The sequence below is a fragment of the Bradyrhizobium sp. CCBAU 45394 genome, from assembly GCF_028128655.1.
GTDB lineage: Bacteria > Pseudomonadota > Alphaproteobacteria > Rhizobiales > Xanthobacteraceae > Bradyrhizobium > Bradyrhizobium diazoefficiens.
The window spans coordinates 349073-372554 of record NZ_LBIX01000004.1; the positions used below are offsets into that span (position 1 = coordinate 349073).

The 23482-nt window shown below is 66.1% G+C and carries 19 protein-coding genes and 1 other RNA gene; 4 read left to right on the forward strand and 16 right to left on the reverse strand.

What is annotated here, in order from left to right:
• Positions 1-193 precede the first annotated feature (193 nt).
• From ftsW to rsmH, 8 genes are all read right to left on the reverse strand, one after another.
• The gene (gene ftsW / locus WN73_RS02400; RefSeq protein WP_028176246.1) at positions 194-1345 is read right to left on the reverse strand and encodes a putative lipid II flippase FtsW; all 1152 of its coding nucleotides are present in this window, start codon (positions 1343-1345) and stop codon (positions 194-196) included.
• A 236-nt stretch (positions 1346-1581) separates the two neighbouring features.
• Entirely contained in the window at positions 1582-2982 is a 1401-nt protein-coding gene (gene murD, locus WN73_RS02405) for a UDP-N-acetylmuramoyl-L-alanine--D-glutamate ligase (protein ID WP_271551335.1), read from the reverse strand.
• A gap of 112 nt (positions 2983-3094) precedes the next feature.
• Entirely contained in the window at positions 3095-4198 is a 1104-nt protein-coding gene (gene mraY, locus WN73_RS02410) for a phospho-N-acetylmuramoyl-pentapeptide-transferase (RefSeq protein WP_011089345.1), read from the reverse strand.
• A 169-nt stretch (positions 4199-4367) separates the two neighbouring features.
• The gene (locus tag WN73_RS02415; protein ID WP_271551336.1) at positions 4368-5747 is read right to left on the reverse strand and encodes a UDP-N-acetylmuramoyl-tripeptide--D-alanyl-D-alanine ligase; all 1380 of its coding nucleotides are present in this window, start codon (positions 5745-5747) and stop codon (positions 4368-4370) included.
• Positions 5744-7201: a UDP-N-acetylmuramoyl-L-alanyl-D-glutamate--2,6-diaminopimelate ligase gene (locus WN73_RS02420; protein ID WP_271551337.1), complete on the reverse strand. Its 1458-nt coding sequence runs from the start codon at positions 7199-7201 to the stop codon at positions 5744-5746. The genes WN73_RS02415 and WN73_RS02420 overlap by 4 nt, the downstream gene beginning before the upstream one ends.
• Positions 7202-7271: 70 nt before the next feature.
• Positions 7272-9014 carry a peptidoglycan D,D-transpeptidase FtsI family protein gene (locus WN73_RS02425; RefSeq protein WP_028176250.1) on the reverse strand — a complete coding sequence of 581 codons (1743 nt, stop codon included), beginning with the start codon at positions 9012-9014 and terminating at the stop codon, positions 7272-7274.
• Positions 9011-9403, reverse strand: coding sequence for a cell division protein FtsL (gene ftsL / locus WN73_RS02430; RefSeq protein WP_011089349.1), 393 nt, complete (start codon positions 9401-9403; stop codon positions 9011-9013). Before ftsL ends, WN73_RS02425 begins: the two co-directional genes overlap by 4 nt.
• Positions 9404-9406: 3 nt before the next feature.
• Complete coding sequence (rsmH, locus tag WN73_RS02435; RefSeq protein WP_271551338.1) at positions 9407-10396, reverse strand: 16S rRNA (cytosine(1402)-N(4))-methyltransferase RsmH; 990 nt, start codon at positions 10394-10396, stop codon at positions 9407-9409.
• Between the two features lie 510 nt (positions 10397-10906).
• Between rsmH and WN73_RS02440 the strand changes: the two genes are divergently transcribed.
• Positions 10907-11689: an N-acetylmuramoyl-L-alanine amidase gene (locus WN73_RS02440; RefSeq protein WP_271551339.1), complete on the forward strand. Its 783-nt coding sequence runs from the start codon at positions 10907-10909 to the stop codon at positions 11687-11689.
• Positions 11690-11802: 113 nt separating this feature from the next.
• Here WN73_RS02440 and WN73_RS02445 read toward each other — a convergent pair whose 3' ends face one another.
• Both WN73_RS02445 and WN73_RS02450 read right to left on the reverse strand, forming a co-directional pair.
• Positions 11803-13041 (reverse strand): RNA polymerase sigma factor, encoded by a 1239-nt coding sequence (locus tag WN73_RS02445; protein WP_439711370.1) that lies wholly within the window; start codon positions 13039-13041, stop codon positions 11803-11805.
• Complete coding sequence (locus WN73_RS02450; protein ID WP_011089353.1) at positions 13038-13388, reverse strand: YciI family protein; 351 nt, start codon at positions 13386-13388, stop codon at positions 13038-13040. Before WN73_RS02450 ends, WN73_RS02445 begins: the two co-directional genes overlap by 4 nt.
• 148 nt (positions 13389-13536) lie before the next feature.
• Between WN73_RS02450 and rnpB the strand changes: the two genes are divergently transcribed.
• An RNA gene (gene rnpB, locus WN73_RS02455) (RNase P RNA component class A) lies at positions 13537-13963 on the forward strand.
• Between the two features lie 247 nt (positions 13964-14210).
• Here rnpB and WN73_RS02460 read toward each other — a convergent pair.
• Positions 14211-14924 (reverse strand): alpha/beta fold hydrolase, encoded by a 714-nt coding sequence (locus WN73_RS02460; protein WP_271551340.1) that lies wholly within the window; start codon positions 14922-14924, stop codon positions 14211-14213.
• Positions 14925-14994: 70 nt separating this feature from the next.
• Positions 14995-15453, reverse strand: a complete 459-nt coding sequence (locus WN73_RS02465) for a DUF983 domain-containing protein (protein ID WP_161533690.1) — start codon at positions 15451-15453, stop codon at positions 14995-14997.
• A gap of 49 nt (positions 15454-15502) precedes the next feature.
• On the opposite strand from WN73_RS02465, the gene WN73_RS02470 reads away from it, so the two are divergent.
• On the forward strand, positions 15503-16873 hold the full coding sequence (locus tag WN73_RS02470; protein WP_271551341.1) for an aminotransferase-like domain-containing protein: 1371 nt from the start codon (positions 15503-15505) through the stop codon (positions 16871-16873).
• Between the two features lie 7 nt (positions 16874-16880).
• Here the strand turns inward: WN73_RS02470 and WN73_RS02475 are convergent, their stop codons facing one another.
• Positions 16881-17141 (reverse strand): hypothetical protein, encoded by a 261-nt coding sequence (locus tag WN73_RS02475; protein ID WP_162603758.1) that lies wholly within the window; start codon positions 17139-17141, stop codon positions 16881-16883.
• A 228-nt stretch (positions 17142-17369) separates the two neighbouring features.
• Here WN73_RS02475 and WN73_RS02480 point away from each other — a divergent pair, with 228 nt between their 5' ends.
• Positions 17370-18113 (forward strand): sulfite exporter TauE/SafE family protein, encoded by a 744-nt coding sequence (locus WN73_RS02480; RefSeq protein ID WP_110117105.1) that lies wholly within the window; start codon positions 17370-17372, stop codon positions 18111-18113.
• Positions 18114-18145: 32 nt separating this feature from the next.
• Here WN73_RS02480 and WN73_RS02485 read toward each other — a convergent pair whose 3' ends face one another.
• From WN73_RS02485 to WN73_RS02495, 3 genes are all read right to left on the reverse strand, one after another.
• On the reverse strand, positions 18146-19552 hold the full coding sequence (locus WN73_RS02485) for an MATE family efflux transporter (protein ID WP_162603759.1): 1407 nt from the start codon (positions 19550-19552) through the stop codon (positions 18146-18148).
• 70 nt (positions 19553-19622) lie between these two features.
• On the reverse strand, positions 19623-21422 hold the full coding sequence (locus WN73_RS02490) for an ABC transporter ATP-binding protein (protein ID WP_271551342.1): 1800 nt from the start codon (positions 21420-21422) through the stop codon (positions 19623-19625).
• 447 nt (positions 21423-21869) lie between these two features.
• On the reverse strand, positions 21870-23453 hold the full coding sequence (locus tag WN73_RS02495) for a DHA2 family efflux MFS transporter permease subunit (protein WP_271551343.1): 1584 nt from the start codon (positions 23451-23453) through the stop codon (positions 21870-21872).
• Between the last annotated feature and the right edge of the window lie 29 nt (positions 23454-23482).

Here is a 23482-nt window from a genome sequence, read left to right on the forward strand (position 1 = left end):
AACGCCCTTTTACAGGGCCTCCGCCGTCATTGCGAGCCGGGCAACGAAGGTGTTCGTGCCCCGGGCGCAGCGCAGCGCGCCGCCCTTCGCGGCGTGGTGCGCTGCTGAACCGGGGCCCACTGGTGCGGCATTCTGGGTCCCGGCTCAGCGGAGCGTCACTTCGTGCCGCACCGCGTCCGGGACACGAGAGCGGTCACGCGTAGCTGCGCATCGCCTCGGCGTGGCCGCTTGCCTCGACCTCGGTGCGCGGGCGCAGCCGCGTCAGCGCCAGCATCATGCCGACGCCATAGGCGAGCGACACGATCGAGGAGCCACCATAGGAGATGAAGGGCAGCGTCATGCCCTTCGCCGGGATCAGCTGAAGGTTGACCGACATGTTGATCGCCGCCTGAACGCCGAACAGGATCGCAAGGCCGGAGGCCGCAAAACGCGAGAACATGTCCTCATTGGCGTAGGCCCGCGACAGCGTGCGGATGACGACGAAGGCGAACAGCGCCAGCATGGCAAGGCACAGGATGATGCCGAACTCTTCGGCGGCAACCGCGAACACGAAGTCGGTATGACTGTCCGGCAGGCTGCGCTTGGCGATGCCCTCGCCCGGTCCGAGCCCGAACCAGCCGCCGTTGTAGAAGGCCTCCATCGCGGTATCGACCTGGAAGGTGTCGCCCGAGGCCGGATTCATGAAGCGCTTGATGCGGCCGGCGACGTGCGGGACGAACAAATAGGCGCTGAACAGCCCGGCGGCGCCGAGGCCGGCGAGCCCGAACACCCAGATCATGCGCATGCCCGCGATGAAGAACAGCGAGCCCCACACCATCAGGATCAGCATGGTCTGGCCGAAGTCCGGCTCCATCACCAGCAGCGAGACCAGCATCAGGAGCAGCACCAGCGCCATCGAGGTCGCCGGCATCTCAGGCCGCCTGGTCGATTCCGCGAACAGCCAGGCAGCAATGACGACGAACGATGGCTTTGCGATTTCGGAGGCCTGGATGTTGACGCCGAGCAGCGTGATCCAGCGCCGCGAGCCCTTCACTTCGGGGCCGATCGCGAGCGTCACCGCGATCAGGATGATGCTGACCGCGAAGATGAGCAGCGCGCTTCGCCGGATCGCGCGCGGCGACAGGAAGGAGACGCCGAGCAGCACCAGGCAGGACGGCGCCAGGAACATCACGTGCCGGCTGAAGAAGTGGAACGGGTCGAGCCCGATGCGGGTCGCAACCGGCGGGCTCGCCGCCAGCGACAGGATCACGCCGGTCAGCATCAGCGCCAGGATGGCGCCCATCAGCGGCTTGTCGACGGTCCACCACCACTCGGAAAAGGGGGTGCGTTCTTCACGGGAGAGCATGGGCGGCCGCTTTCGGACAGAGGTCGGTCCATTGGTCGCCGAGGTTGGTTACCGGGGGGTTAAGGAAAAGCGGATGTTTCGAGATAGGGGGAGCGCTCACCTCACATGCTCGTCATGCCCCGCGCAGGCGGGGCATCCAGTACGCCGCGGCCGCTCGGCTCAAGCACCGTCTCTGGGATACTGGGTCGCCCGGTCAAGCCGGACGACGACAGCGGAGATGTGGAGCCAGTGCGCCCTCACACCACCGGCTTCACACCCGGCAGCGCCTGCACCAGTTCGCGGAACTTGGTGCCGCGGATCTCGAAGTTGCGGTACTGGTCGAAGGACGCGCAGGCCGGCGACAGCAGCACGACCGCGTCGGTGAGACCCGAGGCTTCCGCATCGCGCGCGGCGTGTTCGACGGCGACGTCAAGCGTCTGGCTGATCTCGTGCGCGACCTGTGTCCCCAGCGTGCCGGAAAACTCCTGCGCGGCTTCGCCGATCAGATAGGCCTTGCGGATGCGCGGGAAGTAGCCGGTCAGGCTGGTGATACCGCCCGCCTTCGGCTTGCCGCCGGCGATCCAGAAGATATCGGCAAAGGACGACAGAGCATGCGCGGTGGCATCCGCGTTGGTGCCCTTGGAGTCGTTGACGAACAGCACGTTGCTGCGGCGGCCGACCTGCTCCATGCGATGCGCGAGGCCCGGAAAGCTGCGCAGGCCGTCCTGGAGCACCTCAAAGCTGATGCCCATCGCGAGCGCCGCGGCGGCGGCGCAGGCCGCGTTCTGCGCGTTGTGCAGGCCGCGCAGCGAACCGATGCCGCCGAGCTTGGCGACTTCGCTGCGGGCGCCGCCCGCGGTGCGCACGATGGTACCGTGCTCGACATGGATTCCGCTCGCCAGCGGGTTCTTGACGGAAATGCGCACCACGTTCTTGCCGGCGCGATCCAGCCGGTCGGCGATGTCGCGGCAATAACCGTCGTCGACGCCGACGATCGAGGTGCCGCCTGCCTGCACGCCCGCAACAAGGCGCTCCTTCACTGCGGCGTAGTGCGCGATGGTGCCGTGGCGGTCGATGTGGTCTTCGCTGACATTGAGCAGGATGCCGACGGAGGGATCGAGCGAGGGCGTGAGGTCGATCTGATAGGACGACATCTCGATGACGTGGACGCGGCCCGTGCGCGGCGGCTCCAGCGACAGGATCGCGGTGCCGATATTGCCGCCCATCTGGGTATCGTAGCCGGCGACCTTGGTCAGGTGCGCGATCAGCGCCGTCGTGGTCGACTTGCCGTTGGTGCCGGTGATGGCGACGAACGGTGCATCCGGCGCATGCCGCCGCCGCTCGCGGCAGAACAGCTCGATGTCGCCGATGACTTCGACACCGGCCTCGCGCGCCTTCAGCACGCTCCAGTGCGGCACGGGATGGGTCAGCGGCACGCCGGGTGCGAGCACCAGCGTTGCGAAACCGGCCCACGAGACGTCGCGCAAATCCGCGGTGATGAAGCCGGCCTGCGCGGCCTTGGCGACGTTCTCGGCATTGTCGTCGGCGGCGATCACCTCGGCGCCGCCCGCTTTCAACGCGTGACAGGACGCGAGCCCCGAACCGCCGAGGCCGAACACCGCGACTGTCTTGCCGGCGAAGGACGTAACCGGGATCATGACCTCGCCCTCGTCATTCCGGGGCTCGCGAAGCGAGAACCCGGAATCTCGAGATTCCGGATCGCCGCTTCGCGTCGTCCGGAATGACAGCGAAAATCAACCACCATAGAAGTCACCGCAGCTTCAGCGTCGACAGGCCGGCCAGCGCCAGCATCACCGAGATGATCCAGAAGCGGATCACGATCTGCGGCTCGGTCCAGCCGAGCTGCTCGAAATGGTGGTGGATCGGCGCCATGCGGAAGATGCGTTTTCCGGTGAGCTTGAACGACACCACCTGCACGATGACGGAGACCGCCTCCAGCACAAACAGGCCGCCGATCACCGCGAGCACGATCTCGTGCTTCACCGCGACCGCGATCGCGCCCAGCATGCCGCCGAGCGCGAGCGAGCCGGTGTCGCCCATGAAGATCGAAGCCGGCGGCGCGTTGAACCAGAGGAAGCCGAGGCCGGCGCCCAGCAGCGCGCCGCAGAGCACCGCGAGCTCGCCGGTGCCGGCGACATATTTGATCTGGAGGTAGTCGGCGAACACCGCGTTGCCGGCGAGATAGGCGATCATCGCAAAGCTCGCGGTCGCGATCATCACGGGCACGATGGCGAGGCCGTCGAGACCGTCGGTGAGATTCACCGCATTGCCGGCGCCGACGATGACGAAGGCGCCGAACACGACGAAGAACCAGCCGAAATGCAGCACGGTGTCCTTCAGGAACGGAATCGTCAGCGCGGTGGACGCGGGATCGCGGTTCAAGCGTACCAGCGCGTAGCAGGCCACCAGCGCGATCGCCGCCTCGATCAGCAGGCGAAGTTTGCTGCCGAATCCGGTCGTGGTCTGCTTGGTCACCTTGAGGTAGTCGTCATAGAAGCCGACGAAGCCGAAACCGAGCGTCACCGCCAGCACGATCCAGACATACGGGTTGAGCGGATTGGCCCACAGCACCGTGCCGACCGTGAGGCCGGACAGGATCATCAGCCCGCCCATGGTGGGCGTGCCCTTCTTGGCGAGATGCGATTGCGGACCATCGGTCCGGATCGGCTGGCCCTTGCCCTGGCGGATGCGCAAATGATCGATGATCCAGGGCCCGAACAGGAACACGAACAGCGCGCCGGTGACCACCGCGCCGCCGGTGCGGAAGGTGATGTAGCGGAAGACGTTCAGGAAGGTGCGAAAGGCACCGAAGCCCGGAAATGTGTTGGAGAGCTCGATCAGCCAGTAAAACATTCAGACGGTCCTATGGCGCCTTTCGCACGCGGCCTTGTTATCGGCCTTGGCCTTATCGACGTGCCTCACGCGCATTCGCTGGTCTTCATCATGGGTCGGGCGACCTGTGGGAAAACGGACGGCTTCGCGCCGAAAAGGGAGGATTCGGAAACAGCGCCTTCCAAGCAGTTTACGCCTTTGCCTGCAAGGCGGCCACTAGGCCCGGCACAAACTTGTTGACCCAGAACATCTTCTTGCTGCCCTTGACAACCACCACATCGCCTGCCTTCAGCAGGCTTGCGACCTCGCCCGGCTTCAGCGTGGCGGGATCGTCGTGCCAGCCAAGCGCCTTGCCCGATGGAAGCACCTCGAAGAGGTGACGCATGAGGGGGCCGACACAGTAGACACCGTCGATGCCGTCCAAATGCTTGGTGAGGCCGGTGTGGTAGCTTGGTGCGTCATCGCCCAGTTCCAGCATATCGCCGAGCACGGCAATGCGGCGGCCGCCGGTTACGTTGCGCGCCTGCAGGCTTTGCAGCGCAGCAGCCACGCTGGCCGGGTTGCCGTTGAAGCTGTCGTCGATCACGGTGACACCGCCGACCGCCTGCTCGACGCCGCGGCCGGTCATGATGCCGACCCGATCGAGCTTGATCGCGAGCGTCGCGGCATCGAGGTTCGCCGCGCGGATCGAAGCGAGCGCGGCGAGCGCATTCTGCACGCGGTGCGGCGCGCCCGGCGTCAGGCTGAAGGCGATCTGCTTCTTGCCGATCATCGCCACGACCTGCCAGCTCTCGCCATGCGGCGCGTGCGTGACCTCGTGCACCTCGGCATGCTCGCCGAAGCGCACCACCTTGCCCTTCCATTCGGACGCCTTGAGCCCGGCGGGCAGCACCAGCACGCCATCCTCCGGCAGGCCGAGCGCGATCGACACCTTTTCGCGCCGGATCGCCTCCAGCGAGCCGAGCTTTTCCAGATGCACCGGCTGGACGTTGACGACGAGCGCGACCGTCGGCCGCGTCAACTCGCTGAGCCGCGCGATCTCGCCGGTCTGGTTCATGCCCATCTCGACGACCCAGAGGCTGGCATCGGGCCGCGCATTGCACAGCGTCAGCGGCACGCCCCAGAAATTGTTGAAGCTCGACGGGCTGGCATAGGCGTTCGGATAGGCCGCCAGAAATTCCTTGGTGCTGGTCTTGCCGGCGCTGCCGGTGAGCCCGATCACCGGCCCGCCAAAGCGCGCGCGTGCGGCGCGCGCGAGGCCCCAGAGGCCGTCGATCAGCGTGTCCTTCACCACGATCTGCGGGATGCGGATGCCCGCGATCTCGTGCGGCACGATCATCGCGGCCGCGCCCGCGGCTTCCGCCTTGTCGGCGAATTCCCAGCCGTCGCGCGCGCTGGCGAAGGCCGAGATGAAGCCGCCGCTCGGCGTGCCGCTGAGCGCGACGAACAGGCTGCCGGGCTTCACCAGGCGGCTGTCCTGCGTCACGAAGTCGATCGGCGTGTCCGGGAATGATCCGGCAGCGCCCAGCGCGCGCGCGACCTCCGCAACCGTCCATATTGGCGCGCTCATGCAACCCTCGACGCTAGGGCGGCGGCAACCGCCTCGTGATCACTGAAGGGCAACACCTCGCTGCCGACGATCTGCCCGGTCTCGTGGCCCTTGCCGGCGATGAGCAGCGCATCGCCCTGTTCCAGTTCCTCGATCGCGGCGCGGATCGCCGCGGCGCGGTCGCCGATCTCGCGGGCGCCTTTTGCGGTGGCGAGGATCGCCGCGCGGATCGCTTCGGGCTGCTCGCTGCGCGGATTGTCGTCGGTGATGATGACGCCGTCGGCATTCTCCGCGGCGATCTCGCCCATGATCGGACGCTTGCCGGCATCGCGGTCGCCGCCGGCGCCGAACACGACGACCAGCCTGCGCTTGGCGTAAGGCCGCAGCGCCTGCAACGCCTTCGCCAGCGCGTCGGGCTTGTGCGCATAGTCGACGAAGATCGGCGCGCCGTTGCGCTCGCCGACGCGCTCGAGCCGGCCCTTGGCACCTTCGAGATGTTCGAGGCTCGCGAATACGTTGGCGGCATCGCTGCCGGTGCCGATCGCGAGGCCGGCCGACACCAGCGCATTCTCGATCTGGAATTCGCCGGCGAGCGGCAGCCGGACCACATAACGCTTGCCGCAATGTTCAAGTGCGAGCTTTTGCGAGAAGCCCTCGACCTCGACACCGGCGAGACGGATGCCCTCGCCTGCCCCGTCGCCGTTGCGGCCGACCGCCATCACGCGCAGGCCACGCGCCTTCGCCGCCTCGATCGCTTCCGCCGAGCAATCGTGATCGGCCGAGATCACAGCGGCACCACCCGGCGGCACCAGTTCGCGAAACAGCCGGAGTTTTGCTGCGAGATAATGCGCGACCGTCGGATGATAATCCATGTGGTCGCGCGAAAGGTTGGTGAAGCCGCCAGCGGAAACCCGCACGCCATCGAGGCGGTATTGATCGAGACCGTGCGAGGACGCTTCGAAGGCAAGATGGGTGACGCCCTCGCGCGCGATCTCATCGATCTGCCGGTGCAGCGCGACCGGATCCGGCGTCGTCAGCGAGCCGTAGACGGTGCGCTTCGGCGAGACGAGCCCGATGGTGCCGATGCTGGCGGAGGCATGGCCCAGCCGCTCCCAGATCTGGCGCGTGAACGCGGCAACCGAGGTCTTGCCGCTGGTGCCGGTTACGGCCGCAATGGTCGCGGGCTGGTCGGGGAAGAATTTTGCCGCGGCCAGCGCCAGCGCGCGGCGCGGATTGGCAACGGTGACGAACGGCACCTTGCTGGCTTCAGGCGCGTGGTCGCCGACGACCGCCACTGCGCCGGCGGCAACCGCGGCATCGATGAAGCGTGCGCCGTCGGTCTTGCTGCCCGCGAGCGCGAAGAAGAGATCGCCGGGCCTGACCACGCGGCTGTCGAGCGCAAGCCCCGTCACCTCGAGCGCCGCGACAGCGGGCTCGATTGCGGCGTCATTGCCTATGAGATCGCGCAGTTTCATGGTCGTCCAGTCGACATGCCGGAAAGCCGAAAACCCCCGACTCAGCACCGGCGATGGCCTACCCGGTTGATTACTGGGTTGTCCTGGATGCTGCAAGAATAAGGCGGTCGGACGGCGGCAGGTCGAATCGCGGCTCGATGCCCAAAAGCGGCGCGATCCGCTCGATCACCTTCCCGCCCGTGGGCACCGCGTTGAAGCCCGAGGTGATGAAACCATGCGTCTCGGGCAGCGCCTGCGGCTCGTCCAGCATGACGAGAATCTGATATTTCGGATCGTCGGACGGCATGATCGCGGTGAAGGAGTTGAGCACCCGCTTCTTGGCATAGCGGCCGTTGATGACCTTCTCGGACGTACCGGTCTTGCCGCCGACATAGTAGCCCTTCACGTCGGCGGATTTGGCAGTACCGATTTCGGCATTGAGCCGCATCAGATACCGCATCTTGTCGCTGGTCTCCTGCTTGATCACGCGCTTGGCCATCGCCCGCGCCTCGTCTTCGCTGCGTTTCATGAATGTCGGCGGAATCAGATAGCCGCCGTTCATCAGGGCGTTGATGCCCATCACCGCCTGGAGCGGCGCGACCGACAGGCCCTGACCGAACGCGATGGTGACCGTGTTCAGCTCACCCCAGCGGCGCGGCACCAGCGGAGCCGCGCTCTCCGGCAACTCGGTGCGCAGCCGCGTCAATTGTCCCATCTTGGCCAGGAACGCCTTGTGCGCCTCGACACCCTGGTTGAGCGCGATCCGCGCGGCACCGATGTTGGACGAGTAGGTGAACACTTCCTTGGTGTTGATGAACCGTCCGAGTGAGTGGCTGTCGTGGATGGTGAACTTGCCGTAATGCAGGTTTCCACGCGCATCCCACGACGAGTTCAGATTGATCTTTCCGGAATCGAGCGCCATCGCCAGCGTGAACGCCTTGAACGTCGATCCCATTTCGTAGACGCCTGTGGTCAGGCGGTTGATGCGGTCGGGGTCGTGCGCTTCCTTCGGATTGTTCGGGTCGAAGTCCGGCAGCGAGACCATTGCCACGATCTCTCCGGTCTTGACGTTGGAGATGATGCCGGAGGCCGCCTTGGCGTGGAACTTCTCCTTGGCCTTCAGCAATTCGTCGCGCAGCGCGTGCTCGACGCGCAGATCGACCGAGAGCTCGATCGGCTTTTGCAGCCGGTCGGTGGCAAAGCCCGCGCGATGGAGATCGGCGAGCCCTTGATTGTCGAGCCACTTCTCCATGCCGGCGATGCCCTGGTTGTCAATATTGACGAGACCGATGAGGTGGGCGACCTCGTTGCCGGTCGGATAGACGCGCTTGTTCTCGCGCAGGAAGCCGATGCCGGGAATGCCGAGCTTGTGGATGTCCTGCTGCTGCTTCGGCGTGATCTCGCGCTTGAGCCAGACGAAGCCCTTGCGTGTCTTCAGGCGCTCGCGCACTTCGGCCTCGTCGAGGTCGGGCACGGTGGCGGTCAGAAGCTCGATCGCCTCGTCCTTGTCGATGATGCGGCGCGGCTCGCCGAACAGGCTCGCCGCCTTGACGTCGGTCGCAAGGATGGCGCCGTTGCGGTCGACGATGTCGGGCCGCGCCGTCGCAACCACCTCCTGCGCCGCCGCTCGGCGCGCACTGTGGGCGTCGGCACCGATCGCGAACATCACGAGCCGGCCACCGATCAGGGCGTAGACCGAGGCGAAGGCGAGCATCGCAAGTCCGACGCGCGCGCGCGCCTTCGCGGCGCGGTCGACGTTGCGCCCGTAGAGCAGGCTGCGGATCAGCCGCTGCCGCCAGGGCTCGGTGGGTTTTGCAGGCGTCGCCGGGCTCATTGCTTGTCCTCGGGCTGAGGCACGGAGCCCGTCACGGTATCGGGATCGCTCGCGGCTTCGATGGTGTTGAGCATGGCCCCGATCGGGTCGGGCTCGCCGGGCCTGAACATCCGCGGCGGGCGCTCGGGCAGGTTCTTCAGCGAGTCATATTGCGTGCCGTTGACCGGCTTGAGCGGCAGGTGCCGCTCGGACAGGCCTTGCAGGCGCAAGGGCGCATCAAGCTTGGCCCATTCGGAGCGGAGCGAGGCGATCGCATCGCGCTGCTCGCGGATTTCCGCATGCAGCCGCAACACCTTCTCCGTGCGCGCGGTGGAGTCCATCTTGATCCGGTAGACATAGGCTGCCGCGAAGATCAGCGCGCCGATGACGAGGAGGTGGATGAAGCGCATGCGCTAGCCGCCCCTCATCACGTCGGAGAGTCTTGGCCAGGACGAAGACTGATCGTCCTTGTGCGCCGGCGCCGAGGTGCGCTCCGCGGCGCGCAGTTTTGCCGAACGCGCGCGCGGGTTACGCGCAACTTCGTCCTCGCCGGCGACGACGGGCCGCCGCGTCAGGAGCTGGAAGCTCGGCGCGGTTTGCGCGACTTCCGGCAGGTGCCGCGAGCCGCCGCCGGTCTTCGACCGCTCGGCGAGGAAATTCTTGACGATGCGGTCTTCCAGTGAATGGAACGAGACCACCACGAGGCGTCCGCCGGGCTTGAGCACGCGCTCGGCCGCGGTGAGCGCGGTCTGGAGTTCCTCGAGCTCCTCGTTGACGAAGATGCGCAGGGCCTGGAACGTCCGCGTCGCGGGGTGAATGTCGCCGGGCTTGGAGCGAACCACCCTGCCGACGAGGTCGGCGAGCGCGCGCGTGGTCGTGAACGGCGTCTCCTGCCGGTCCGCGACGATGGCGCGGGCGACGCGGCGCGAATGCCGCTCCTCGCCGAGGAGATAGATGATGTCGGCGAGATCGGCTTCCGAGGCGCGCGCGACGACGTCGGCCGCGGTCGGGCCCGCCTGCCCCATCCGCATGTCGAGCGGACCGTCGAGGCGGAACGAAAAGCCTCGGCCGGCCTGGTCGAGCTGCATCGAGGACACCCCGACGTCCATCACGACGCCGTCCACGGCATCGACGCCTTGTGCGGCGCAGACGTCGGCGAGATGGGAGAAACGGTCCTCGACCAGTGTCAGCCTACCGGCAGAGCGTTCGACCAGCTCGGCGCCGCCGGCGATTGCGGTGCGGTCGCGGTCGATGGCGATGAGTCGGGTTCCAGGCACGTCGAGGATGGCACGGCTATAGCCGCCGGCGCCGAAGGTGGCGTCGACATAGATCCCGCCCTCGCGCGGCGCGAGATGATCGATGGCCTCGCGACCGAGCACGGGAATGTGAGGAGCGGAGCTCATGCGCCACGCCTGCCGAACAACCAAGCCAGATCCGGGGCGAGCCAGCCCATAACGCCTCGAATGATTCCGCGTCGCGGCGGTTCCACGACCCAACCCTTGTCCAGCATGGTTACCGAGCCCGGTCGTCCCGGGCCGCCAACCCAGTGTTCCCAGTGGAATTTGTCGGGCAGCCATGGGATTTCGAGCCAAAATACGCTTTGGCCGCCTCCGGACGCGGGTCGGCTCTTCATCCCTCAGTAACGGCCCTTAGCGTTAAGAAAGCGTTGATCGGCCCGTTACAAGTCGAAAAGGTGAAGCGGCAGTGATGCCTCATCCACACACCCGCCCAAAATGCATCCGTTAACCGCGACGCGCGATTGCGCACGGCGGAGGGTAAAGGAATAGTAAAGAGAAGGGCTTGGCCCTGTCCTATTCCGACTTGAGCTGTTTATGTCGTCCGGTTCGTCCACGCCATCTGGTTCTGATTCGAAGCGTCAACGCGTTCTCCCGGTTCCCAAGGCCGCGGCGAACATGCGGACGTTCGAGCCGGATTCGTCGATCGTCTCCGACATCATTCCTTCGCCGAACCATGGCGAGCGCAGCAAGGGACGCCAGCCGGACATGATCGTGCTGCACTACACCGGCATGCCCGACGTCGAGGGCGCGCTGGCGCGGCTGTGCACGGCGGGGACGGAAGTGTCGGCGCATTACGTCGTGCTCGAGGACGGCCGCATCGTGCAATGCGTGCCCGAGGCGAGGCGCGCCTGGCACGCCGGCGTCTCGTCCTGGGCCGGCGAGGACGATGTCAACTCCTGCTCGATCGGCATCGAGATCGTCAATCGCGGCCACGACTGGGGCTATCCGGAGTTTCCGCTGCGCCAGATCGCCGCCGTGATCGCGCTGTGCCGCGGCATCATGCTGCGCCGAAAAGTGCCGGCGCACCGCGTGCTCGGCCATTCCGACGTTGCGCCCGCGCGCAAAAAGGATCCTGGCGAGAAATTTCCGTGGCATTCGCTGGCCAATTCCGGCGTCGGGCACTGGGTCACGCCCACGCCCGTCGTGCGCGGCGAGAGCCTGATGCTCGGCACCATCAGCGACGAGGTGCTGAGCCTGCAGCAGGCGCTCGCGCGATACGGTTATGGCGTGCCGCTGACCGGCAAATACGACGCCGCGACCATGGAGGTCGTCACCGCCTTCCAGCGCCATTTCCGCCCGGCACGGCTGGACGGTGTTGCGGACCATTCGACACTGTCGACCTTGCAGGCGCTGCTTGCGAGCCTGCCGGCAGACGCGACCGCGGTCGCGTCGAAGTGACGGCATAGCCGTCATTCCGGGGCGCACGAAGTGCGAACTATGGTGCGCAATTGCGCACCTGAGAATCTCGAGATTCCGGGTTCGATGCTTCGCATCGCCCCGGAATGACGGTGCTAGTTGCCCATCTCCCTCATCCTTCGCGCATAAAGCCGCCGCAGCGGCTCGAGCTGCGTCGCCGCCGTCGCCGCGACATACGCCTCGCGCGCCTCGTCCTTGCGGCCGAGCCGTCGCAACAGATCCGCGCGCACCGCGGGCAGCAGCTCGTAGCCGCCAAGCCCGCCGCGTGCGGTGATCGCGTCGACGAGATCGAGCGCGCGCGCCGGGCCGTCGACCATCGAGATTGCGGCGGCGTGGTTGAGCTCGATCACCGGCGAAGGGCTGATGCGCAACAGAACCTCATAGAGGCCGGCGATCTGCGGCCAGTCGGTCGCCTCAAAGCTCGGCGCGCGCGCATGCAGAGCGGCGATCGCGGCCTGCACCGCATAGGGTTGCGGCCGGCCGGGTATGCGCAGTGCGTCGTCCACGAGACGCAGACCCGCCTCGATCTGCGCGCGATCCCAGAGCGTGCGGTCCTGCTCTTCCAGCAGCACGATGTCGCCGGCCGACGTCGCGCGCCCGGCGCGGCGCGCGTCGTGCAGCAGCATCAAGGCCAGCAGGCCCTTGATCCCGGCCCGGTCAGGCATCAGCCGGTCGAGCAAACGACCGAGCCTGATGGCTTCGACCGCGAGATCCGGCCGCATCAGGTCTGCGCCCGAGGTTGCGACATAGCCTTCAGTGAAGACGAGATAGATGACGGCGAGCACGCCGTCGAGCCGCTGCGCCAGCGCGTCGCGTTCGGGCACCTCATAGGGAATGCCGGCGAGCCTGATCTTCTGCTTGGCGCGGACGAGGCGCTGCGCCATCGCCTCCTCACCGACGAGGAACGCGCGCGCGACCTGCGCGGTCGAGAGGCCGCAGACGGTGCGCAGCGTCAGCGCGACCTGGACCTCCTGCGCGAACGCGGGATGGCAGCAGGTGAAGATCAGCCGCAGCATGTCGTCGTCGAGCGTCGCCGGAGGCTCGTCGGGCGCCTGCGCGTTGAGCTCGAGCTCATGCACGAACGCCTGCTGCTTGCCGCGGAACACGGCCTGCCGCCGGATGCGATCAATCGCCTTGTTGCGGCCGACATTGACGAGCCAGGCGCGCGGATTATCGGGCACCTCGCCCGCCGACCAGCGTTCGAGCGCGACCGCGAAGGCATCCTGGAGTGCGTCCTCGGCGAGATCGAAATCGCCGACGAGGCGGATCAGCGTGGCAAGCACCCGCCCCGCCTCGTCGCGAAAGATCCGAGCGATGTCGGCAGGAGAGATCACTTGTAGATCATGACCGGCCTGACCTCGATGGATCCCTCCTTGGCCCCGGGAATCCGCGCGGCCAGCCCAATGGCGGTGTCGAGATCCTTGGCCTCGACCAGATAGTAGCCGCCGAGTTGCTCGCGGGTCTCGGCGAACGGACCGTCGGTGGTCAGGGTCTTGCCATCGCGAACGCGCACGGTGGTCGCGGTCGTGGTCGGCTGAAGCCCGTCGCCGGCCTTGAAATGGCCGCTCTGGACGATGGACTGCGTATAAGTGCCGTACTCCGCCGACATCGCCTGACGGTCTGCGGGGGTCATCTTGCTCAATTCCGCTTCGCTCCGGTAGATCAGCAGCAGATACTGCATCGCTTAACTCCTGTTGTTCGGGGGATCACCGACATCCAGTCGAACGGGGCGCACATCGAACGACATCTTCAGGATAAATTATTTGCAGATCGCGTGCGCGACGATCTCGGCTTGACGAAACCGTCACAAATGCCCATGCCTAACCCCGTCAGTCGGCCGGACGGCCGCTCCGGCAACGGTCGAAAGGCCGCCGGGGAGGAAAGTCCGGGCTCCCTTGACATACGGTGCCGGATAACGTCCGGCGGGGGCAACCCCAGGGAAAGTGCCACAGAGAACGAACCGCCCTGCTTCGCCTTCGGGCTTCGCAGGGTAAGGGTGAAAAGGTGCGGTAAGAGCGCACCGCGGCTGCGGCAACGGAGCCGGCATGGTAAACCCCACCGGGAGCAAAACCGAATAGGGACGGCGTAGCGGGCTGTTCGCGCAAGCGATAACGCCGCGGGGCGATGTCAGGCCCGCCGTCCGGGTAGGTTGCTCGAGGCCATGTGCAAACATGGCCCCAGAGGAATGGCCGTCACGTATCGTGCGCGCAAGCGGACGGTGCCCTACAGAACCCGGCTTACAGGCCGGCTGATGTTCTAAAGCGTTTTCGAGCGAAGTGGTTTTTCCGGCTCGCGTGAAGAAAACGCGTCCTACTAAGAAGTGACGAGGGGTTCGATGCTGACCGCATCGGACCCCTCACCATTTTGTCCGAGCGCGCAGCCATTCAAATGGTGTCATTCCGGGGCTCGCGAAGCGAGAACCCGGAATCCATCAGGCGGCAGAGACGGAGGAGAGATGGATTCCGGGTTCGTGCTGCGCACGCCCCGGAATGACGGCGGTGGGTCAGGCGGCGATCTCGTTCAACACGCCCATCAACGCCGCCGGCGCCGTCACGTTCGGCGCATGACTCGCGTCGAGCTCGAAATAGCGCCAGCCATCCTCGTTCTTCGTGCGCTTCGCGAACTGCCCGAACACGTCGCCCGGCGGAAAGCGCGTGCAATAGATGTAGCTGCGCGGCATGGCCGGCTCGCCATGCTCCCGCTTCAACTTCGTCTCGAAGCATTTGATCGGCATGTTGATGCGGCGCGCGTTGAGCCAGTCGAGATCGGCCTGCGGCGTATCCGGCGGCGGCGGGTTCGGCGGGATGCGGTAGCCATCGCCGGCGGCCGCCGCCTTGCGCATCGGCTCGCGCCCGCTCTCGTTGAGATCGAACAGCGACTGGCCGTCGCGCGGCACGAAGGCATCGAGATAGACCAGTTGCGTCACGCGCTCGCGTGCGCGGTCGGCAACGCCGGTCGCGACCATGCCGCCATAGCTGTGGCCGAGCAGCACGAGATCGCTGAGGTCCTCGAATTTGATGACGTTGAGGATGTCCCGGATGTGCGTCTCGAGATCGATCGCGGGATTGGCCAGATGCGCGCGCTCGCCGAGCCCGGTGTAGGTCGGCGCGACCAGGCGGTGGCCCGCCTGCGCCATCAGCGGATGCATCTTCTTCCAGGCCCATCCGCCGGACCACGCGCCGTGACAGAGCAGGAAGGTCTTCGCGCGTTCGGCCATCGGCGTTTCCATCGTTCTTGTTTGTACGATGGAGTGTAGCGGCCGCGCGCGCGATGTAAACGCTACCCGCTCAGACCGCGCGCGTATTCACTTTTGCGAGGACGAGCGCACCGGCTTCGCGCCGCAACTTGCCAGCCTCAAAGCCATGCATGCCGATCTGCCATTGCAGGCCGACGATGGCGCCTTTGGTCGGTTGCAGCAACGCAAGCGAAGCGAACAGCGTCACCGGCAGCCACACGGCCAATTGCAGCCAGACCGGCGGTGCATAGGCGGTTTCGACCGCGAGGATCGCCGGGACCACGAGATGACCGACCACGACCATCACGAGATAGGCCGGAAAGTCATCGGCGCGCTGGTGGAACAGCTCCTCGCCGCAATGATCGCAGCTGTCTGCCACTTTCAGGAAGCGTCCGAACATGTGCCCTTCGCCGCAGTTCGGACACTTGCCGCGAAAACCGCGCCACATCGCCTTTGCCAGGGAAACCGAACCGGTCGTCATGACGACACCTCTTCCGTTCTGATGATCCATACAATAATATCCTGCATCCATACATTCAAAGGATATGGGCCTAAATTGCATGGATTGGACCCCTACAATCTCGGAGCTGAGCGGGCCGCGCTACCAGCGCATCGTCGATGCCATGGAGGCCGACATCGCAGCCGGCCGGCTGGTGCGCGGCCAGCAGCTGCCGACGCAGCGCGCGCTGGCCAAGGCGCTCGACATCGACCTCACCACGGTGACGCGCGCCTACACCGAGGCGCGGCACCGCGGCATCCTGGAGGCCCGGGTCGGCCAGGGCTCGTTCGTATCGGAGACCAGCGCGCGCCGCGCGGTCGATCTGCCGCATCCCGTCGCGATCGACCTCTCGATGAACGTGCCGCCGCATCCGCTCGAGGCACAGCTCGACGAGCGCATCGTCGCAGGGCTGGAAGCTCTCCGCGCCCAATCGGGCCTGACCGCGTTCCTGAACTACCAGCCACCCGGCGGCAGCGTGCATGAGCGGGAGGTCGCAGCGCGCTGGATGCGCGCACGCGTCCCGCACGCGCATGCCGACAGGCTCGTGATCTTTCCCGGCACGCAGACCGTCCTGTTCAATCTGCTCGCCCATCTCGCGCGGCCCGGTGACATCGTGCTCACGGAAGCCCTCACCTTCCCCGGCATCAAGGCCGCCGCGGCGCGGCTCGGCGTCAAGCTCGTCGGCGTCGCCATGGATGACGGCGGCATCCTGCCCGATGCACTGGCGAAGGCCTGCCGTGTCCACAAGCCGAAGGCCGTCTATCTCATTCCGACGCTGCACAATCCGACCACCGTGACGCTTCTTCCCGAGCGGCGCAGCGCGATCGCCAGGATCATCCGCGATGCCGATACGATCCTGATCGAGGACGACGCCTACGGGCTGCTCGACCGCTCGGCGGCGCCGATCGCCAATCTCATTCCGGAGCGGACGTATCTCGCAACCACGCTGTCAAAATGCATCGCGCCGGCGCTGCGCGTTGCTTACCTCGTGACGCCCGACAACGCCGCGCAGCAGGAGATGCGTTCTTATTTGCAGGCCACCGTGCAGATGCCGGCGCCGCTGATGGTCGCGCTGGTGACGCATTGGCTCGAAACCGGCATCGCCGATCGCATCATCACCGCCATTCGCAACGAGGCAGTAGGCCGCCAGCAACTCGCGCAGCGCGCACTGAAAGGCCTTCAGTTTCTGGCCAAGCCCGCGGCCCATCATCTGTGGCTGCGGCTGCCGGAGGGCCGCCCCGATGTCGCGGCGCATCTGCTACGGAATGGACTCGCGGTCGTGGCCGGCGATGCCTTCACCGTCGACGGGACACCGCCGCATGCGGCACGCATCTCGCTGGGCGCAGCGCGCAACAGGGCGGAATTGACGGAGGCGTTGCGCATCCTGGTCGGCGCGCTGCACAAGCCCGCCGACACCAGGCAGATCGTCTAGCAGAAACCTATTGATGCTGGCGGCGATGGCGCGGGCGAACGACCTGCGTCATGCCCGACGGATAGGCCGCATAGGCCTCGCTCGGCGCCGCCGTCTCGCCACGGGCTGCGCGCGCCGCGGGTGTGAGCTGGCCGCCATTGAGCACGTCGCGGTCGGGATGGGCGGCCTGATAGGCCGCGGGCTCCGAAAACTGCGCCTGCGCCAATGTCGGCATCAACGCCGCCGCCGACAGCAGCGCGGCCGCAACGGCAATGTTGGTGCGGGTCATGGTCATTCTCCACCTTCTTATTCGGGGCTGTCCGATCGGAGCGCACGATGGCGTCGGGCGGGCCTTTAGATTGAAGTACGATCATCATGTAGGCATGTCTTTCCCAAAAGCCCGACGCAGCAGATCACGCCTGCGTGCAGCATGGATTGACCTGCACGGCCGCAGCCGTGCTATGCGGGCGGTGGCGATCAACAGTTCGGGATCGCCGGTGGCGACAAGGACAATCCGTTGGAAACCTACGCTTACGCGCTGCTGCCGCTCGGCGCATTGGCCGGCGGCTTCGTCTCGGGCCTGGCCGGGTTCGGCACGGCGCTGATGGCGCTCGGCATCTGGCTCTACGTGCTGCCGCCCTCGCTCGCGGTGCCCTTGGTGCTGATCTGCTCGGTGATCGCCCAGACCTCGACGCTGCCGTCGATGTGGAAGAGTTTTGACCTCTCGCTGGTCTGGCCGTTCCTGATCGGCGGCCTGATCGGGGTGCCGCTGGGGACCATGATGGTCGCCTCCGCCGATCCCAAGGTGTTCAAGCTGAGCATCGGCGTGCTGCTGCTGATCTTCTCGAGCGCGCTCTATCTGAACAAGAGGCCCCTCGCCATCACGTTCGGCGGCCGCATCGCCGACGGCGCGATCGGTTTTGCCGGCGGCATTCTGGGCGGCCTTGCGGGACTGTCCGGGCCGCTGCCGATCCTGTGGGCCAACATCCGCGGCTGGAACAAGCACGAGCGGCGCGGCATCTTCCAGCTCTTCAATTTCACCGTGCTCGCCACCGCGCTGGTGTTGCAGACGGCATCGGGCCTCGTCGCCTTCAAGGTGGTCTGGCTCGCGCTGGTCGCGTTTCCCGGCACGTTGATCGGCGCATGGGCCGGCGCACGCGTCTATCACGCGCTGAGCGACAAGCACTTTGGCGATGTCGTGCTCGGTCTGCTGTTCCTGTCGGGGCTCGGCCTCGTCTGGAACAGCATAGGTGCGCATTAGCCTTCCTTGCGTCGGCAGGTCACAAGCCGTCGCTACGCAGGGACGCGCGCAGGAGGCGTGACGGGCTCGGGCTCGACCTGCTTCGAAGCCTCGTCCTGCCGGAGCGGCGCCAGGCGTTTGTCGAACTCGCGGCGCAGCAGCCACAGGCTTAAGCCCGCCTGGAGCGTGGTCGCCGCGATCGACAGGTACCAGACGTACTCGATGCGGAAGCCCGGACGCGTCGAGAGCCAGATCGCCGGCAGCGAATAGGTGAACACGCGCGTCGCCGAACTCAGCAGTACCGGCTTGGTGTTGCCGAGGCCCTGGAACATGCTCGAGCAGGTGAAGATCAGGCCCTGCGCCACCATGTTGAGCGAGATGATCCGCAGGAACAGATAGGCGATCGCCATCGTCTCCCGGTCGTTCGAGAATCCGGCGAGCAGCAGCTCCGGCTTCGTTTGCGCCAGGATCATGAAGCCGATCATCACGGCGGAAGTGATCAACGCCGACTTGACGAAAGTCTCCCGCACGCGCGCCCCGTTGGCAGCGCCGACGTTCTGGCCGGCGATCGGCCCCGCGGCCAGCGCAACGGCAAGCGCCGGCATCTGGATCAGGGCCAGCACGCGCTGGCCGATGCCGAATCCCGCCTGCGCCGACGGGCCGAAATCGCCCAGCACGTAGTAAACCACCGCCATGAAGATGAACATCATCGCGAACTCGCCGCCGGCCGGCAGGCCGACATTGAGGATGCGCTTCAAGTGATGCGGCTGCGGACGCCACTGCGCCGGGTTGAAGGCGACGTAGCGCTCGGCCTTGCGGAAATGCGCCAGCAGAATCAGGACACCGATGGCCACCGCGATCGAGCTCGCCAAGCCTGCTCCGGCGACACCAAGCGCATGGCCGGTGCCCCAGCCCGAGATCAGCACCGGCGCGAGTGCGATGTTGATGGCGACAGCGAGCACCCGCACCAGCATCGCGGGGCGCACGATGCCGGTCGCCCGCAGCGCAGATGCCAGCACTTGCATCGCGAATTCCAGAGCGAGCGCCGGCATGAACCACAACAGATAGGTGGTCCCCGCCTCGATCGTGGGCTGGTCCGCGGCGATCGCACGCATGTAGGGGCGCGACAGCGCCGCGCCCATCGCCAGGGTCAACAGGCCGAACAGCACCGACAGCGCGATCGCCTGGTTGAAGATCAGATTGGCATCCGGCCGATCCTTGCGGCCCACGGCATGCGCGATCAGCGCCACCGTGCCGACGCCGAGCACCTGCATCAGCGCGTTGATGAGAAAGCCGGCATTGCCGGCCGCGGCGACGCCCGCAACGGCGGCATCGCCCAGTCCCGACACGAAGTACAGATCGACCAGCTGGCAGATCATGATCGTGACCATGCCGACCATGATCGGAGGCGCCATGGCCAGGATGTGTCGCACGATGGAGCCGTTCGTCAGGTCTTTCATCTCATTCCATCCTTGGCGCATTCCTTAGGCCACGTGACGGCGGGACTTTCGTCCCGCCGCCGCGCGCCTCTCATTCCGCTGCTGCGAGGTGCCCGAGGTCCACCACCTGGCGCTCGAACAGGCCGCGATAGATGCCGCCGGGCTTGCCTGCGAGCACGGCGTGGGTGCCCTGCTCGACGATCTCGCCGCGGTCGAACACCAGGATCCGATCGAGGCTGCGTACCGTCGACAGCCGGTGCGCGATCACGATCGAGGTGCGCCCCTTCATCAGACGCTCCATCGCCTGCTGGATCAGCGCTTCGGATTCCGAATCGAGGCTCGACGTCGCCTCGTCCAGGATCAGCACCGGCGCATCCGCCAGGAAGGCGCGCGCCAGCGCCACGCGCTGCCGCTCGCCGCCCGACAGCTTCACGCCGCGCTCGCCGACGAGCGTGCCGTAGCCCTTGGGCAGACGCAGGATGAAGTCGTGCGCATTGGCCAGCCGCGCCGCCTGCTCGATCGCCTCCAGGCTGGCGCCGGGCCGGCCATAGGCGATGTTCTCGGCGAGCGTGCGGTGGAACAGGATCGGCTCCTGCTGCACGATCGCGATCTGGCTGCGCAGCGATTGCTGCGTAGCGAGCGCGATGTCCTGCCCGTCGATCAGCACACGGCCATCGCTGACGTCGTAGAGCCGCTGCACCAGCTTGACGAAGGTGGTCTTGCCGGAGCCGGAGCGGCCGACCAGGCCGACCCGTTCGCCGGCGCGGATCGTGACCGACAGGCCGTCGTACAGTGGCGCGCGGTGGCCGCCATAGTGGAACGTGACGTGGTCGAACGCGATCTCGCCGCCCTCGATCGCGATCGGCCGCGCGTCCGGCACATCGACAATCCCGATCGGCTCGTCATGGATCGCCACCAGCTCGTCCATGTCGTTGACCGAGCGCTGCAGGTTGTTGATGTGCATGCCGACGTCGCGCAGATATGCGTGGATGACGTAGTAGCTCGTCAGCACATAGGTGACGTCGCCGGGCGAGGCATGCCCGCTCATCCACAGCAGCACCGAGCCGCCGATCACGGACGCACGCAAGCATAGCAGCAGCGAGAGCTGCGCCATGGCCGTGTAGTTGTAGCGAAACCAGGTCCGCCGCACCCGAACGCGCCAGCGGTTGATGACGCGGGCGAGCCGCGTATCCTCGCGCAGCTCGGCGCCGAAGGATTTCACCACGGCGTTGCAGGTCAGCGCGTCCGCCAGCGTGCCGCCGACCTTGGTGTCCCAGGCGTTGGAGATTCGCGCGGCCGGCGCGATGTAGCGCGTCGAGAACAGCACGGTGATAGCGACGTAGAAGAGCGCTCCCACCGCGATCACCGCGCCGAGCGAGGCCCAGTGCAGGCCGATCAGGACCATGGAGCCGATCAACACCAGCAGAGACGGCGCCAACGCCATCAGGATGGTGTCGTTGAGCAGGTCGAGCGCCCACATGCCGCGGGTGATCTTGCGCACCGTGGAGCCGGCAAAGGAGTTGGCGTGCCAGTCGGTCGAGAAGCGCTGCACGCGCGTGAAGGCGCCCTGGGCGACATCCGACATGATCTTGAGCGTGAACGGGACGATCGCCTGGAGACCGATCAACCTCAGCACCACGGAGGCCGCACCGAGCGCCACGATGGCGCCGAACGCAACCAGCGCCGCGTGGCGCGCGTCAGGATCGGACGAACCGCGTGTCAGCGCATCGACCAGATGTCCGGAGAAGACCGGCATGAACAGGTCGGCGACGGTCGCGCCCAGCAGGCCACCGGCCACGATCAGGCCGCGACCGGGCTGGTTCAACCAGTGCCGGAACACGAAGGGCAACACCATGCGTATCGCCGCGGGCCTTTTTGAGAGAGAGGTCATGACATCATCCAGCCGCTTTTGGCGCGGGCCGGCTCCATCAACGGACGCAAGTCGGCCACGAAGGGCAGACGGCGTCACTCACAGGTGATTTTGACTTGGGGAAGTGGGGCGATCGGGACTCGTGACCCGATCGAATCTGGCGGAAGAGGCCTCTAACAGGCCGCCGACATACCGAACCAGAACAACGAACGCGGGCGAACGATCTGCGAATGCGACGAAATCATGCAAATCCCTCCCGGTTCGATTGAATGAGGTGCGCTTTATAGATGTGCCGTTCGCGGTTTGCAACGGGGCCCGCGCGAGATCACGAACGAGTGTTGCAATTTGGTTCGCAGCTGCCGTCGATCTCATCTTCCACTGTCATGCCCCGCGAAGGCGGGGCATCCAGTACGCCGCGGCCTCTCGGCTCAACCACTACCGTCCCGGGCGACGACAGCGTGCGTGGCGTCAGTGCGCGTCGCCGCCGCCGGTCATCGAGGCCGGCTTGTTCAGCAGCGTGACCAGCAGGCTGAGGCCGAGATAGAACAGCGTCAGCATGAAGAAGGCATCGCCGAAGCTCATCACCACGGCCTGGCGGTGCACCAGCTGCGAGAGCTGCCTCATCGCCATCAGCGCGGAATCGCCGAGCCCCTGGAACTTCTGCATGAACATGGTCAGGGTTTCGGTCGCGGTCGCGTTGCCCCAGGTCACGCGCTCCTGGAGGCGCGTGATGTGCAGGTCGGTACGGTTGTTGAGCACGGTGTTGATGACGGCAAGCCCGACCGCGCCGCCGAGATTGCGCATCAGGTTGAACAGGCCCGAGGCGTTCTTCACCCTGTCAGGGGCCAGCGTGCCGAGCGCGATGTTGTTGGTCGGCACCATTGCGAACATCATGCCGACGCCGCGCAGGATCTGCGGCACCAGCAACTCGTAGAAATCGTAGTCGCGGGTGATCCAGGTCATCTGGTAGGAGCCGATCGCGAACACGACGAGGCCGAAGGCGATCATGTATCGCATGTCGATCTTCACCATGAGACGACCGACCAGCGGCGCGACCAGGAACATGGTGATGCCCGACACGAACATGGTCTCGCCGATCATCAGCGCGCTGTAGCCGCGCACCTCGGCGAGATAGCGCGGATAGATGTAGGTCAGGCCGTAGAGGCCGATGCCGATGCAGAATTGGAGCACGCAGCCGACCGCAAAGTTGCGGTTGGAGAAGGTGCGCAGATTGACGATCGGCTCGGCCGCCGTGAAGACGCGCCAGAAGAACGCGATCGCCGAGATGGCGCAGATCCAGGCGCAGATCGCCACTGTCGTGTCCTGCAGCCATTCATATTGCGGGCCTTCCTCCAGCACGTATTCCAGCGTGCCGAGGAAGCCGGCCATGAACAGCAGGCCCCACCAGTCGAAGCGGTCGAGCAATTCGAAATGCGGCTCGTCGAAATCGACCAGCGCCAGCACGCCCAAGGTAATGGCGATGCCGGGCACGACGTTGATGAAGAACAGCCAGTTCCACGACATCAGGTCGGTGATGTAGCCGCCGACGGTCGGCCCGATCGTGGGAGCCAGGGTCGCGACCAGCCCGATGATGGGACCGACGATGTGGAATTTCGAGCGCGGGAACACGGTGTAGGCCGAGGCGAACACGGTCGGGATCATGCCGGCGCCGAGAAAGCCCTGGAGCGCGCGCCAGAGGATCATCTCCTCGATGGTGGTGGCGAAGCCGCAGAGCAGGCTCGAGGCGGTGAAGCCCGCGGCCGAGATCGCGAACAAGAGCCGCGTGCCGAAGGCGCGCGACAGGAAACCCGACAGCGGGATCGCGATGACTTCGGCGATCAGATAGGCGGTCTGGACCCAGGAGACTTCGCTCGAGCTCGCCGACAGGCCGGCCTGGATTTCACTGAGGGACGCCGAGACGATCTGGATGTCCAGGATCGACATGAACATCCCGAACACCATGATGATGAAGGCGAACAGCCGCTTCGGCGCGATGCGCTCCGAAGCGGCGGCCGCCATCATGGCAGGTGAAGCAGTGGTGGCGTTGGCCATGGTCCGACCTCGCGGCGTTTAAGGTGCGC